A 15,324-nucleotide genomic window follows, 5' to 3' on the forward strand; every position below is an offset into this window, starting at 1 on the left:
CAACCGGCAGGTCAGGCACCGGGGGCACGTAAAGCCCTATGGCATAACGCTCAGGGCTTCTATCGTTCAGCGTGATGAACAGGCGCCGTCAGCGCTCTTTGCGCATTGCAAACACGCTGGTCAATACAATCGCGGCGCCCAGCAGAACCCCGGCCGTGACTGTGCTGCCCAGCATCAAGGCCGCCATCAGCATGGCGACCGGCGGTACGAGGTACATCACGCCCACCGCGCGGCTGACGTCGGTATGCGCCAGCACATAGGCCCAAAACAGATAAGCCAGCGCACTGGGAAATACCCCCAGCACCAGCACGGCTGCATTGACGCGTAACGGTGTATTAATCACTGCCTGGCCAAGCCCCGGCCCATACACACCCAGCAGCAAGGTCCCGGCCCAAATGGTGTAGCACACGATAGTCAAGGGACTGTAGCGGCTGGAGTAGTGTTTTTGCAGGGTGAAATACACACTCCACGACAGCGCCGCAAGCAAGATCAGCAACCCTTGAGGCTTAAAGCTACCCAGCCCCTTATCCCCCCAAATGACCACCAGAGCGCCCACAAGCCCCACGCCCACCCAACACCAACGCCACACGCTGACAGACTCTTTGAGCCAGAGCGCGGCAATCAGCGTGCTGAAAATGGGCGTTGACTGCGCCAGCACACTGGAGGCTCCGGGGCTGACCCAGCGCTGCCCCATGTTTAACGCCACATGATGAAAAACAATAGCGAACAACCCCAGCAGCAATAGCCAGGGAATGTCCACCCGCCGAGGCAGCCCGATGCCTATAAACAACGCTACAACGCCCATGAACAACGAAGCGACCAGAAACCTCAGCAAAGCCAGATGCCCGGGGCTGTAACTTTGCAAACCGATATGGATGCCTATCGGTGAATAGGCCCAGCACAGCACCACTGCCCCTGCGGCGGCGGCAAGCCTGATCGACGGCGAACACTTCAAGCGCGGGCCGCCGTCATCGATGAGGCCGACATGGCAAGTGCCATGCCATTCCAATAATTTTCGGTGATCGACAGAAAACGATTAAAACCCACCTTCAGACCTTCCAGGTCTTGCTCAGTACAACACTCAAGGGCGGCGGCTTTAACGGCTTGTACTTTGTGCTCTTTTTCAGCCTCGCCAATATGAACATGAAAGTATTCGCACTGCTCATGAAACTCATCATTGTGTGTATACAAGTGCTGATAATTACGTGCGCCCTCGTACAAGCGCGTCAACATGGAATACGCCAACCACTCTTGCGCCAACAAGGCCCCCAATACATAACTGTCGGGACGCCCCAACCCGTGCGGCGCATATAACGCCTCCTGCTCTTCAATAAATAACTGTGTGGAGGGCAATACCGGCACGGCTTCAAGTTCGGCCAATGAATAAGGGCGCCCGGCCAAACGGCTCAACACGTCCAGCAAGTAACTGCGTAACAGCACGCTGTGCACCTTGTGCACGTCACCCCCGCCCAGTTCCGAGTAGAGGTTTTTAACAATCTCGACCCGCGCGGGCAAGGTGTTGGCGCGCAACAGTGACAGCGCCACCATCGTGGCGGTGCGCCGAGTTCTGGCCCAGTAGTTACGGGCAAATATTTCAACCTCATCAAAGCCCATGCGTTCATTGAGCCAGCGTTGATAAAACGCATTATTCAGTGCGCCATGGGTAAACACGGTGTGCGCCAACGCCTCGACTTTTGTTGTTGTGATGTTCATATTGACCTCGCTTACACAGCCGTTATCTTTTAACGCGCCAACGCACAGTGTCGTCAGCGCCAGTGTGTGCAGAACTCAAATTCTGTCAGGCATGCGTTAACCCACAAGTGATAGATAGCGAGTTCTGAATTCTTTAGGAGTGAACCTTGGAATTAAACCAACTCAGGATGATCAAGGCCGTGGCAGAGTGCGGCAGTATTGCGCTGGCCGCCCAGCAACTGCACTGCGTTCCGTCCAACATCACCACGCGCATCAAACAGTTGGAAAGTGAACTGGGCACGGCGCTGTTTACCCGTGCCGGACGCGGTTTACGCATCAGCCCCGCCGGCGAATTGTTCCTTGGCTATTGCGAACGTATTTTGTCGCTGGTTGATCAAGCCAAACGTGCGGTCAAGCCCGATGCCATTCCCAACGGCAAGCTACGCATTGGCGCCATTGAATCTTGCGCGACAGGCCGACTGCCCCCGTTACTGGCCCAATACCATCAACGATACGCCGACGTCACGCTGGAACTGATCACCGGGCAATGGCCGCAACTGCTCGATGACATTCAGCATCACCGCCTTGATGCCGCGATTGTGGCCATCGACGTTCAACATCCAAAACTCCACACCTGTGCGCTGTACCACGAACCGCTGGTACTGATAACCGGCCCCAACCACCCCCCTTTGCCTGACTTGCAGGCTATCAGCCAGCAAACGGTGTTCATGTGGCCGCCAGGCTGCCCCTATCGCGCAACGCTGGAGCACTGGCTCAACGATAACGGCTTGCACATCAACCGCGTTGACTACGCCAACTGGGGCAGCATTATCGGGTGTGTGGGCGCAGGCGCCGGGCTGGCAATCGTCCCCGAGGGCATCCTTGAGCGATTTGGCGCATGGGCTGCGCTCAGTACCTACCGCTTCACTGAGCTGCCCGCGGTGCAAAACGTATTGGTCTGGCATAACGAAACCGGCTGCCACACGGCACGAGACGCTTTCGCCGCACTGCTGGCCGAGCACTTCGCGCAGAACCAATAACGACCAGCGGACCGTTCCAAATAAGCAGCATTCTCAACAACCCGCTTGTTTTGGGCTTTTTCCATAAAAAGCCCCACTCCCATTAGTCCCAAAGCCCTGCAATGGATTAAAGTAACGCCCCCAGCCCCGGCGTAACGTTTACGCCGTCGGTGTCCTTTTCAGGAACAGTCATCGATGGAACATCGTGAAGCGCTGCTTGCGCTGCGAACCTTTCTTTCCACGCAGATTCTCGGTCAGGAAAAACTGATCGACCGGCTGCTGATCGCCTTGCTGGCTGACGGCCACATGCTGGTCGAAGGCGCGCCCGGCCTGGCCAAAACCAAGGCCATCAAAGAGCTGGCAGAAGGCATCGAAGCACAGTTCCATCGCATCCAGTTCACCCCTGACCTGTTGCCTGCCGACATCACCGGCACCGAGATCTATCGTCCCGAAACCGGCAGCTTCGTATTTCAGCAAGGCCCCATCTTCCACAACCTGGTGCTGGCGGACGAAATCAACCGTGCCCCGGCCAAGGTGCAGTCGGCCCTGCTGGAGGCCATGGCTGAACGTCAGGTCAGCGTCGGGCGCAGCACCTACGAGCTGTCACCGTTGTTTTTGGTGATGGCCACGCAAAACCCGATTGAGCAGGAAGGCACCTACCCCCTGCCAGAAGCGCAGCTCGACCGGTTCCTGATGCACGTCAAAATCGGCTTCCCGGACGCCGCTGTCGAGCGGCGCATCTTGCAGCAGGCGCGGGGCGAAGCCCTGAACGGCGAAACCAAACCCGAGCGCCGGGTCAGTCAGCAAGCCATTTTTGCTGCACGCAAGGAAATCCTCGGCCTGTACATGGCGGATGCCGTGGAGGAATACCTGGTGCAGTTGATCATGGCCACTCGCACCCCCGGTAAATTTGACCCTGAAATGGCCGACTGGATCGCTTACGGCGCCAGCCCGCGCGGCTCCATTGCGCTGGATCGCTGCGCGCGGGCCCACGCCTGGCTGGCCGGGCGTGACTTCGTCAGCCCCGAAGACATCCAGGCCGTACTGTTCGACGTACTGCGCCACCGCATCATCCTGTCGTTTGAAGCCGAGGCGGCCGGTATTGACCAAGACCGCGTGGTACAGCGCATCCTCGACGTCGTTGCCGTTGCCTGACCGATGAACAACCCCCTGCCCGCCGAACCCGGCATTCGCGTCACCCTCGCCGAATTGATCGAGATGCGTCACCGGGTGCGCGAAGTGCAACTGTTTGCCTCCCCCAGCCAGCGCAGCCCGCTGGTGGGGTTGCACCACTCAAAACTGCGCGGTCGCGGCGTCGACTTCGATCAAGTGCGGGTGTATCAGGCCGGGGACGATGTGCGCACCATCGACTGGCGCGTGACGGCCCGCACCCAAGAACCCCACACCAAAATGTTCCATGAAGAGCGAGAACGCCCGATCTTCATCCTGGCCGAACAAAGCCGGCGATTATTTTTTGGCTCCGGCCTGATGTTCAAATCAGTGCTGGCCGCACAAGCCGCCAGCCTGATCGGCTGGGCTGCATTGGGCCATAACGACCGGGTGGGCGGGCTGGTATTTGGCGACCACGAGCACTATGAAATCAAACCCCGGCGCAACAAGCAGAGTTTGCTGCAACTGCTGAACCGTCTGGTACGGGTCAACCAGTCATTGCACACCGAAGTTCAATCAGACCGCGATGCACTGGGCATGGCGTTGATCCGCGCCCGCGAAGTGCTGCGCCCCGGCAGTCTGGTGATTGTGATCTGTGACGAGCGGGCACTCACCGATGCAGCCGAACAACAACTGAGCCTGTTGGCTCGCCATTGCGACCTGATGCTGTTGCCCTTGTCCGACCCGCTGGACCATGCCCTGCCCGCCGCCGGACTGCTGCGCTTTGCCGAGCGCGGTGCATTACTTGAACTGGACACCCTCAACTACGATTTACGTCAAGCGTACCGTGCTCAGGCCGAAGCCCGAATTGCGCGCTGGGAACTGCTCGCGCAAAAGCTTAGGGTCATGCTCATGCCCCTGAGCACGCAAAACGAAATGATCGAGCAACTGCGCGAATACCTGAATGCCAAGCGCCCCGGCAAAACCCTATGAAAGAACTCGAACAGCTACAGCCTCTGATCCTGCCTCCTGCAATTGGCTTTTGGCCTCCCGCCCCCGGCTGGTGGCTGCTGCTCATTGTGGCGCCCGCGCTGGGCTGGGCCTTGTGGTGGTTGCGTCGCTACTTGCCTGCCAAACGCCAGTCAAGCCGCGCCGAGCAGCCTCTGGACCCGGTGCGCCTGGCAGCCCTCGAGGAACTGGCACGCTTGCCCAAGCCATACGATGGCGCACCCGCAGGCGCCTGGCTGCAACAGCTCAACGGCCTGCTCAAACGTCTGTGCCGCAATCACTACCCTTACAGCCAAAGCCATACGCTCAACGGCCGTAAATGGCTGGCGTTTTTAGACAACCGCTGCCCCGCTGCCGGGCTGACACGCTGGATGGTGCTGGTAGAAGGCGCTTACAAACCCGAATGCAAACTCGACGACAAAGCCATCGCCGGGCTCAATCAAGCCGTTGAAACCTGGATTCGCAAACATGTTTGAGTTCGCCTGGCCGTGGCTGTTCGCCTTGCTCCCGTTACCTTGGCTGATGCGGGTCTTGCTGCCGGCGGCCGACAGTGGCGAGGCTGCACTCAACGTCAGCTTCCTCAGTGATCTTGAAGAACTGGCACGACGCAAAGCTCGCCCCAACTTGCCTTCCTGGCGTCAACAAACCCCGTTTATCGTGTTGTGGTTACTCCTGCTGAGCGCAGCTGCGCGCCCGCAATGGTTGGGCGAGCCATTACCCATTGCGGCCAGCGGTCGTGATTTATTGGTCGCCGTGGATGTGTCCGGCTCAATGGATTTCCCGGACATGCAGTGGAACGACGAAGACGTGACACGCCTAGACCTGGTGAAAAGCCTGCTCGGAGACTTTCTGGAAAACCGTGAAGGTGATCGCGTAGGTCTGATCCTGTTTGGCAGTCAGGCGTATCTGCAAGCGCCTCTGACGTTCGATCGACACACCGTGCGTACATGGCTCGACGAGGCGCGAATCGGCATTGCCGGTAAAAACACAGCGATCGGCGACGCGATTGGCTTGGCCTTAAAACGCCTGCGTCAGCGCCCGGCGCAAAGCCGCGTGCTGATTCTGGTAACCGATGGCGCCAACAATGGCGGGCAAATCGACCCGCTCACCGCCGCGCGACTGGCAGCCGAAGAAGGGGTCAAAATCTACCCGATCGGCATCGGCGCCGACCCTGAAGAAAACAGCGCCCAGGGCCTGTTCGGGATCAATCCGGGGGTCGACCTGGATGAGCCTGCACTGCAAGAAATCGCCACCTTGACCGGTGGCCAATACTTTCGCGCCCGCGATGGCAAAGAACTGGCGGCGATCAAAGACACCCTCGACCAACTTGAACCCGTCGCCCAACAACCCACACAAGCGCGTCCGGCGCAGGCGCTCTACAGCTGGCCACTGGCTTGCGCCCTGCTGCTCAGCGCGCTGCTGGTCATCCGCGAGCTGTGGCCCAATACCTTGATGCAACGCTGGCTGAGCAAGGAGCACTTTCTGCAACCCCCTCCTGACTGGCGTGAACGTCTCAAGCGACTGCGCTTGCGGAGGCGTCGATGAGCGCGCTCTGGCCGCACTGGTTTCGCCCCGAATGGCTACTGGCCCTGCCGCTGCTCGGCTGGCTGCTGTGGAAGCTGTGGCACCGTCAAAAACGCGCAGGCCGCTGGCAGATGATTCTGCCCGCAGCGTTCCAACCCGTGCTGCTGAGTGGCGGCAATGGCCGCGACAGCAAACTGCCCTGGATCGCCCTCGGGCTGGCCTGGCTGCTGGCCCTGCTGGCCTTGCTCGGGCCCAGCTGGCAGCGGGTGGAACAATCCACGCAAAAGCCCGCCGATCCGCTGGTGGTGATGCTCGAGCTGACCCCCGACATGCTGGCGACCGACAGCTCGCCCAATCGTCTGGAGCAAGCGCGGCGCAAGCTCTACGACCTGCTGCAAAGCCGTAACGACGCGCAAACCGCGGTCATTGTCTACGCCGGTAGCGCCCACACGCTGGTGCCCTTGTCGGACGACCTGGCCACCAGCCGCAATCTGCTCGAAGCCCTGAAACCCTCGATCATGCCGCAACCGGGTCATCGCGCCGATCTCGCGGTGGTCAAAGCCCTTGAATTACTCAATCAGGGTGCGCTGGGTCAGGGCCGCTTATTGCTGATTGGCTCATCCCTCAGCGAGCAGGAACGTGAAGGCATCCGCCAGGCACTGGGCAGCCACACCGCGCAACTACTGATGCTCGGCGTCGGCAGCCGCGAAGGCGCGCCAGTGGTCGACGAAAACGGGCAGTTGCTCAAGGACAATCAGGGCGCGATCCTCCTGCCGCGCCTCGACAGTCCCGGCCTACGCGCGTTTGCGATGGATGTCGGCGGGCGCTACCGCCAGGCTCGGCTGGATGACAACGACCTGCGCGGGCTTGGCCTGCTGGACGGCCCGCAGCACCTGCGCGACAACGGCCAGACCCAACGTCTGGATACGTGGGCCGACCAAGGTTACTGGCTACTCCTGCCCCTGTTGCTGCTGGCTGCCTGTGCCGGTCGCCGCGGCTGGCTGTTCTGTCTGCCGTTGTTGTTTATGCTGCCGCAGCCCGGCTATGCCTTCAGTTTCACCGATCTGTGGTTGCGCGCAGACCAACAGGGCCAGCGCCTGCTGGAGCAGAAAAAACCCCTGCAAGCCGTCGAACACTTCAAAGACCCTATGTGGCAAGGTTTAGCGTTGTATCAGGCGGGTGACTACGCTGCGGCTGCCTTGCGCTTTGCTGAAGTCAACAGTGCCAGCGCCCACTACAATCGTGGCAATGCACTGGCCATGAGTGGCGAGCTGGAAGCCGCCATCGATGCCTACGAACAAGCGCTGGAGTTACAACCCGATTTGTCAGCCGCCGCACAAAACAAGGCGTTGATCGAGTCGGTGCTGGCACAAAAACACGACGTGCCTCCCGTCACGCCCGAAAAAGAACCCGAACCCGGCGCCGAACCACCCGCATCCGACACCGCGGTCAGCAGCAACACCGCGACCAACGCCGGGGCGGCGGTGAAAAACCAGCAAGAGGACGTGCCTGCCGGTGAGGCCAACCTGCACGAAGCCACCCCCCCTGAGGGCACACCGGCCACGTCTGGCCCGCCCGGCACCGAACCCGACACCGGGCCAGCCGCGCCTGTGACGCCGTCAATCGACGAAGAACACCGTCAGGCGCTTGAGCAATGGCTTAAACAGATCCCCGACAACCCCAGTGAACTGTTGCGACGCAAATTTTGGTACGAACAGCAGCAACATCAGGACACGCCCCAATGAACCGCCTTTGCGCCTTTTTACTTTTGCTGTGTTGTTCGGCCCTGCCTGCCTACGCCGCAGGGCTGGTCGCCCGTGTTGATCGCGACCAACTCAATTCGGGTGAAACCGTCGAGCTGACACTGGAATCCACCGACGCCACGCTGTTTGGCAAACCCGACCTCTCCCCCCTCAACGCGCTGTTTGAAGTGCGTGGTACGCGGCAAGTCAATCAACTGACCAACCTCAGTGACACCAACAAAGCCAATACCCGCTGGATCATCACCCTGCAGCCCAAGCAAACCGGCACGGTGATCATTCCTCCGCTGCAAGTGGGCGATTACCGCAGCCAGCCCATCAGCCTGAATGTCACGCAAAGTGAGACCAGTGAAGCGCAACTGGCCCCGGTTTTTATCGAGTCCAGCCTCGACCAGCCGAGCGTGTACGTCCAGGCGCAAGCCATTTTGACCTTGCGCATTTATCATTCGGTGGCGCTGTATGACGACAGCAGCCTCACGCCCCTGCACCTGAGCGATGCCCTTGTCGAGCAACTGGGCGAGTCGCGCACCTACGAAAAACTCATCAATGGCGTGCGCCATGGCGTGATCGAAACCCGATACGGTATCTACCCGCAGCACAGCGGTGAGCTAAACATCCCGGCCCAAACCTTCAGCGCCACGCAAGTCGACAGCCAGCAATCGACCGCTCCCGCCCCGCTTGGGCCAAAGCCCGGAAAACTGGTGCACGTCACCTCTTCCGACATTCCGCTGAACGTCAAGCCCAAGCCAGAGGATTACCCGACCAATGCGGCTTGGTTGCCGGCGCGCAGCCTCAGCGTCAGCGAAACCTGGAACCCCGAGCCAGACCATTGCAGGGTCGGTGACTCGCTGACGCGCACCTTGACGCTAAAAGCCGAAGGTCTGTCCAGTGCACAATTGCCTGCGCTGACCACCACCGACGTCAACGGCTTGCGGCGCTACCCCGACCTGCCACAACTGAGCAATCAAGTCACTGAAAACGGCCTGATCGGCAGCCGCGAAGAGCGCGAAGCACTGGTGCCCACCCGCGTGGGCCAGGTTGAGTTGCCCGCCGTCGAAGTGGTGTGGTGGAACACCCACGAAGACCGGCTAGAGCGCAGTTATCTACCGGCGCGCACCTTGCAAGTCGCGGCAAACCCCGAGCTTGCCGTCGATACCCCCAGCCATAACACCCCGCAGACCTTGAGCGATGACTCACCGTTGTGGCTATGGCAGCTCAGCACCCTGGTGTTGGCCAGCACCACGTTGATCGGCTTTGGGCTTTGGTGGCGTGCCCGCCGGCAACCGGCCATTTTGCGCGCGGCGCAAACCGGGCCAAGCCCGCGCACGTTACTGGATGACCTCAAACGCGCGTGCCTGGCCAATGACCCGCAGGCAACCCGTCAGGCATTGGATGCCTGGGCACGCCAACAACCCGAGACACTGGCCGACATGGCCGCGCGTTTTGTGCTGTTGAGTGATGCGCTGGACGGCCTCAATGGCGCGCTCTACAGCGAAACCGGCCAGCACTGGCAAGGCGAAGAACTGTGGAAAGCGATTCGCAGCATCCCTGCGACCGAGCGCGAACAGGACCTGGCCAGCGAGCCGAGCAGCCTGCCGCCGCTTTACCCCAAATAATTTCAAGGTGTGGTCAATACCGCTGACCCTCTTTTCTAACCGGATTCTGTTATGCGCCTGTTTCACACTTCCGACTGGCACCTGGGGCAAAACCTCCACGGCCAGGAACGCGACTTCGAACACGCCTGCTTTATCAATTGGCTATTGGCCCAACTGGCCAGCGAGCAGCCCGATGTGCTGCTGATTGCCGGCGACATCTTCGACACCGTCAACCCGCCGGTCAAAGCGCAAGAGCGCCTCTACGACTTCATTGTCAGCGCCCACGAACAACAACCCAAGCTGACCATCGTGATGATCGCCGGCAATCACGACTCCGGCTCGCGCATCGAGTTGCCCGCGCCCTTGATGCGGCGCCTGCGCACTCACGCGCTTGGCCGGGTGCTCTGGCTCGATGAGGGTCAACTCGACGCTGAGCGCCTGCTGATTCCTTTGCCCGATGCGAGCGGCAAAATCGCCGCGTGGTGCCTGGCATTGCCCTTTTTGAGGCCCGCCGAAGTCACGGGCGCACACTTGGGCGACGATTATCTGCGGGGCATTGGCCAAGTCCATGAATGGCTGATCGAGGCGGCCAACGCCAAACGCGTCCCTGGTCAAGCGCTGATCGCCATTAGCCACGCTCACATGGCCGGGGGTTCGGTGTCTGAAGATTCAGAGCGCAGCCTGATTATCGGCAATGCCGAAGCCTTGCCCGCCAGCCTGTTCGGCCCGAGCATCAGTTACGTGGCGCTTGGCCATTTGCACAAGCCGCAACGGGTCAACGCTGAAGAACGCATTCGCTACTGCGGCTCACCCATCCCCCTGTCCTTTTCGGAAATCAGCTACGCGCATCAAATTCTTGACGTGACACTGGACGGCGAAACACTGGTCAGCGTCGAACCACGGCTGATCCCGCGCGCCGTTAACCTGCAACGCATCGGTCCGGCAGCGCTGGCCGAGATTCTTACCCATGTAAGCCAATTGCCCGAAGTTGACCTGCTGGCCGACACACAGCGTCAGCCGTGGCTTGAAGTGCGCGTGGTGCTTGATGAACCGCAGCCCGACCTGCGCCAGCAAATCGAAACCGCGCTGCAAGGCAAAGCCGTGCGTCTGGTTCGCATCAGCGCCGAATACGCAGGCAGCGGCAGCCGCGCCAACGATGACGACAGTACGCGTCTGATCGAGCTTGACCAACTGACCCCACAAGAGCTGTTCAGCCGCGCCTGGCAAGACCATTACGCCAGCCAGGCCTGCGAACAAACGCTCAAGGACTTTGCCGTGCTCTTGCAAGAAGTCCAGCTGGAGGGCGAACAACCATGAAAATCCTTGCCATCCGCCTGAAAAACCTGGCCTCGCTGGCCGGTCCCTTTGAGCTGGACTTCACCGCCGAACCTTTGGCCAGTGCAGGTCTGTTCGCCATCACCGGCCCCACGGGCGCCGGTAAAAGCACCTTGCTCGACGCGTTGTGCCTGGCCTTGTTTGGTGCCGTCCCGCGCCTGAACAACACCGGCCGCGATGCCAAAGTGCCCGACCTCGATGGCGAGATCGCCACCGGCGACCCGCGTACCTTGCTGCGCCGGGGCACGGGCGAAGGGTATGCCGAAGTCGATTTTATCGGCATCGACGGGCGTCGCTATCGCGCCCGCTGGGAGGCCAACCGCGCCCGCGAAAAGGCCACGGGCAAACTGCAAGCCAGTCGTCAAAGCTTGCGTGACCTGGACAGCGACCAGTTGCTGGCCAGCCAAAAGGGTGATTACAAAGTTCAGCTCGAAGCACGACTGGGCTTGAACTTCGAGCAGTTCACACGCGCCGTGATGCTGGCGCAGAGCGAGTTCAGCGCCTTCCTCAAAGCGGACGACAACGAACGCAGTGAACTGCTGGAAAAACTCACTGATACCGCGCTCTACACCCGCCTGGGCAAACGTGCTTTCGACAAGGCCAAGGAGGCCAAAGAGGTGCACAAGCAGCTTGAGGATCAGGCGGTCGGGATCACCCCGCTGGCGCCGCAAGCGCGCGCCGAACTGGATCAACAGTTCAATCACTCGCAACAACAGCTCAAGGCCCGGCAACAACAGCTCAAGCAACTGGAGCAGCAGCACGCGTGGCTTGCCACCTTGCGCGAGCTGCGCGATCAGCAACAGAGCGCCGCCGAGCAACTGCAACAGGCACAAACCCAATGGGCGGCCCAAGACGAGCCGCGCCAGACCCTTGACCTGCTGGAGCAATTGGCGCCGCAACGCCATCAGTTCGCACAGTTGGCAGCGCTGGACACACAACTCAGCCCAATGGCTGAGCAGATGGCCGCGCAGGAACACCAGCACGCGACGCTTCACGCACAGCAGTTGCAGCTTGAACAGACGCTAGACAGCGCACGCCTGGCGGCCAGCCAGGCGCAAACCCAGCAACAGGACAGCGCGCCGCGACTCAAACAGGCGCATGTGGAACAGGCCAACCTTCAGCGACTCAACGCAGAACTGGACAAACAACGCACCCTTGCGCAACAAGCCGAACAAGCCTGTGAAACCGGCCAACAGGCCTTGAATACGCTGCTCGAGCGCCATCAGCACAGCGTCGAACAGCTGGCCCTGATTGCGCAACAGCTTGAGCACAGCGCTGAGCTGGCGCCTCTGGCCAATGCGTGGGATGCGTATCGCCCCCGTTTGCAACAGTTAGTGCGTTTAAGCAATACCCTGAGCACCGGGCGCCAGGAACTGCCCGCCCTTGAGCAACGCGCCTTGCAGGCCGCGCAACAGATCACGCAACTGCGTGACAGCCTGGAGATTCTGTTCCAGGAAGCCGTGGCCGAGCCGCAGGCGCTCAACGAACAAATCCACACATTGGGCAGCCTGCTCAAAGACAATCGCCAGCAACAGCGCGACGTCGAAGACTTACAGCGCTTGTGCCACAGCCAGCAGGCGCTGGATACCCGTTTGCAGGCACTTCAGAGCAAGTTGCAAGCCTTGCAAACCGAGCGCGAGCAACGGATCGAACAAGGCACGGAGACCAAAAAACACTACGAGAGCGCCGAGCAGGCGCTGCACATCACCCGCCAACTGCTTGAGCGCCAGCGCCTGGCCCGCACTGCCAGCGTCGAAGAGCTGCGCGAACAGTTGCAAGATGATCAGCCGTGCCCGGTGTGTGGCAGCCACGAACACCCCTATCACCCGCCCCAAGCGCTGTTGCAGAGCCTGACACGTCACGATGAAGAGGAAGAAGCCAAAGCCCGTGAGGCTGTGGAGGCACTCAAAAAAACCCTTGATCAATTGCGCGACAACGTCAGCGGTTTGAATGCCCAATTGCGCGAATTGCGCCTGCAACATCAACAACTGGTAGACGATCAGCAGGCCCTCGCGCCCAGCCTTGAACAGCACCCGCACTACCCGCAATGGCAGGCGCAACTGCCAGCCAGGCGCGAACCTTGGCTGACCCAGCGTCTTGAACAGTTGCAGTACCGCATCACGCAAGACGAGCAGCGCCAAAACGCCCTGCTCACCGTGCAAAAAGACGCCGCTCAACTGCAACACGAGATCCAGCGCCATAGCGAAGCCAGCCAACAGGCGGCGCAACAATTGGCCGAACAGCAATTACACCTCAAGGCGGACGCCCAGCGCCTTGACGAGGAACTGACAGCGTTTAGCAGCCTGCTGCCTGCTCAGGTGTTTGCTGCTCTGCGCGACGACAGCGCCGCCTGCTTTATGCGCCTCGATCAACACATTGCCGAACGCCTTGCCCAATGCGAGCAACTGCGCGAAGAACAGGCAGAAAACACGGACCGCAGCCAGAAGATCGAACGCGAAACCGACCAGCAGGCCAATCGCCTCAAACAACGGGACGCTGTGCAACACAACGTGGCTGAAGTCACGGCGCAGCAACACGCCAGCGCACATACCCTGCAAAACCTGCTGGGTGATCACCCCAGTGCCCACCTCTGGCAAGAGCAGCTCGATCAGGCCGTCGAGCAGGCTCGCGCCAGCCACACGCACGCCAGTGAGGCGCTGCATGACACAAACCGCCAACTCATCCAGTTGGCGGCGCAAATCAAGGCGCAACACGAGCGCTTGCACGCGCTGCAACACGAGCACGCCACGTTGAGCGCGCACGTCACCCAATGGCGCGCGGCACACAGCGACGTCGATGACGCACGCCTGGAGCAGTTACTGGCGTATGACGACCCTCAGGTTCGCGAGCTGCGTCAAGCCATACAACACAGCGAAAAAGCACTGGAACAAGCCCGCGTACTGATACAAGAACGCGAGCAGCGTCTCAATCAGCATCAAGCCCAGGCCAATGGCAACCTGGACGCTGACGCCCTGAACGGCGCATTGAACGAATTGAATACGCAACTGGCTGCCAGCGAACAACTGAGCGCGCAATTACGCGCGCAACAGGCAGAGGATGAACGTCGTCAACTCGCCAATCAGGCGCTCACGCAACGTACCGCACAGGCCTACGCGCAATGGCAGCGCTGGGCACGCCTCAACGACCTGATTGGTTCAAGCACCGGCGACAAGTTCCGCAAAATTGCCCAAGCCTACAACCTCGACCTGTTGGTGCATCACGCCAACGCACAACTGCGCCAACTGGTGCGCCGCTATCGCCTTAAACGCGGGGGCAGCATGCTCGGCCTGCTGGTCATGGACACAGAGATGGGCGACGAACTGCGTTCCGTGCATTCGTTATCCGGGGGCGAGACCTTCCTCGTGTCTTTGGCGCTGGCATTAGGGTTAGCCTCGATGGCATCGAGCACACTGAAGATTGAATCGCTGTTTATCGACGAAGGGTTTGGCAGTCTTGACCCCGAATCACTGCAATTGGCGATGGACGCGCTGGATGGCTTGCAGGCCCAAGGCCGCAAAGTGGGGGTTATTTCCCACGTTCAGGAAATGCACGAACGTATTCCGGTGCAGATCCAAGTGCTGCGCCAAGGCAATGGGTTAAGCACGGTGCAGGTCAAATGAGCGAAAACCTGCTGTATTCCTTCCGGCGCTGCCCCTACGCCATGCGCGCACGCATGGCCTTGCGCTACAGCGGTGTGCCGTTGACGATCGTTGAAGTGAGCTTAAAAGCCAAGCCTGCGCAGATGCTCGCCCTCTCGCCCAAAGGCACCGTGCCGGTATTGGTGTGCGCCGACGGGCGCGTGATTGAGCAAAGCCTGGACATCATGCATTGGGCGCTGGCCCAGCATGACCCGGACCAGTGGTTGCAACCCGCGCAGCCCTTGGTCAGCCAACTGATCGAAGCCAACGACACACGGTTCAAGGTGTGGCTCGACCGTTACAAATACGCCATCCGCTATCCCGAGCACCCGATGGAACATTACCGGGCGCAAGGCGCTGCATTTTTGCAGCACCTGGAGGCACTGCTTGAGCACGACGACTACCTGGCAGGTTCCACCCTGTCGTTGGCCGATGTGGCACTGGCGCCGTTCATACGCCAGTTCGCCCATGTCGACCGCGAGTGGTTTGCGCATGCACCGTACCCAAAACTTAAGCACTGGCTGGAACGTTTTATGGCGTCAGCGCTGTTTACCGGGGTGATGGCTAAAACCTGAAACACGTCCCCTCCAGCTCCAGGAGCCGCCGCAGGCTGCGAGCTTTTCAGAATCGAAAGATCGCAGCC

General features: G+C 60.4%; 12 protein-coding genes. 10 read left to right on the plus strand and 2 right to left on the minus strand.

Annotated features, from left to right (window positions below; all coding sequences use genetic code 11):
- Window positions 1-88 precede the first annotated feature (88 nt).
- Together ACP7A4_RS13395 and ACP7A4_RS13400 are read right to left on the minus strand one after the other, a co-directional pair.
- On the minus strand, window positions 89-955 hold the full coding sequence (locus tag ACP7A4_RS13395) for a DMT family transporter (RefSeq protein ID WP_426247334.1): 867 nt from the start codon (window positions 953-955) through the stop codon (window positions 89-91).
- A complete protein-coding gene (locus ACP7A4_RS13400; protein ID WP_059763293.1) occupies window positions 952-1,713 on the minus strand; it encodes an iron-containing redox enzyme family protein in 762 nt (253 codons plus the stop codon). Before ACP7A4_RS13400 ends, ACP7A4_RS13395 begins: the two co-directional genes overlap by 4 nt.
- 146 nt (window positions 1,714-1,859) lie before the next feature.
- Between ACP7A4_RS13400 and ACP7A4_RS13405 the strand changes: the two genes are divergently transcribed.
- The 10 genes from ACP7A4_RS13405 to ACP7A4_RS13450 all read left to right on the plus strand — a co-directional run bounded on the left by ACP7A4_RS13405 (window position 1,860) and on the right by ACP7A4_RS13450 (window position 15,256).
- A complete protein-coding gene (locus tag ACP7A4_RS13405) occupies window positions 1,860-2,732 on the plus strand; it encodes a LysR family transcriptional regulator (RefSeq protein ID WP_426247336.1) in 873 nt (290 codons plus the stop codon).
- 174 nt (window positions 2,733-2,906) lie between these two features.
- A complete protein-coding gene (locus tag ACP7A4_RS13410) occupies window positions 2,907-3,866 on the plus strand; it encodes an AAA family ATPase (RefSeq protein WP_048364979.1) in 960 nt (319 codons plus the stop codon).
- Between the two features lie 3 nt (window positions 3,867-3,869).
- A complete protein-coding gene (locus tag ACP7A4_RS13415) occupies window positions 3,870-4,814 on the plus strand; it encodes a DUF58 domain-containing protein (RefSeq protein WP_426247339.1) in 945 nt (314 codons plus the stop codon).
- Entirely contained in the window at window positions 4,811-5,305 is a 495-nt protein-coding gene (locus ACP7A4_RS13420; protein ID WP_059763296.1) for a DUF4381 domain-containing protein, read from the plus strand. The genes ACP7A4_RS13415 and ACP7A4_RS13420 overlap by 4 nt, the downstream gene beginning before the upstream one ends.
- Entirely contained in the window at window positions 5,298-6,374 is a 1,077-nt protein-coding gene (locus ACP7A4_RS13425; RefSeq protein ID WP_426247341.1) for a vWA domain-containing protein, read from the plus strand. The genes ACP7A4_RS13420 and ACP7A4_RS13425 overlap by 8 nt, the downstream gene beginning before the upstream one ends.
- On the plus strand, window positions 6,371-8,098 hold the full coding sequence (locus ACP7A4_RS13430) for a tetratricopeptide repeat protein (protein WP_426247343.1): 1,728 nt from the start codon (window positions 6,371-6,373) through the stop codon (window positions 8,096-8,098). Before ACP7A4_RS13425 ends, ACP7A4_RS13430 begins: the two co-directional genes overlap by 4 nt.
- A complete protein-coding gene (locus ACP7A4_RS13435) occupies window positions 8,095-9,729 on the plus strand; it encodes a BatD family protein (protein WP_059763299.1) in 1,635 nt (544 codons plus the stop codon). The genes ACP7A4_RS13430 and ACP7A4_RS13435 overlap by 4 nt, the downstream gene beginning before the upstream one ends.
- Window positions 9,730-9,780: 51 nt before the next feature.
- Window positions 9,781-11,025, plus strand: a complete 1,245-nt coding sequence (locus tag ACP7A4_RS13440; RefSeq protein WP_426247346.1) for an exonuclease SbcCD subunit D C-terminal domain-containing protein — start codon at window positions 9,781-9,783, stop codon at window positions 11,023-11,025.
- The gene (locus ACP7A4_RS13445; protein WP_426247348.1) at window positions 11,022-14,663 is read left to right on the plus strand and encodes an AAA family ATPase; all 3,642 of its coding nucleotides are present in this window, start codon (window positions 11,022-11,024) and stop codon (window positions 14,661-14,663) included. The genes ACP7A4_RS13440 and ACP7A4_RS13445 overlap by 4 nt, the downstream gene beginning before the upstream one ends.
- Complete coding sequence (locus ACP7A4_RS13450) at window positions 14,660-15,256, plus strand: glutathione S-transferase (protein ID WP_059763302.1); 597 nt, start codon at window positions 14,660-14,662, stop codon at window positions 15,254-15,256. The genes ACP7A4_RS13445 and ACP7A4_RS13450 overlap by 4 nt, the downstream gene beginning before the upstream one ends.
- The last annotated feature ends 68 nt before the right edge of the window (window positions 15,257-15,324 follow it).

Source organism: Pseudomonas sp. TWR3-1-1, assembly GCF_049896545.1.
GTDB classification, from domain to species: domain Bacteria; phylum Pseudomonadota; class Gammaproteobacteria; order Pseudomonadales; family Pseudomonadaceae; genus Aquipseudomonas; species Aquipseudomonas weihenstephanensis.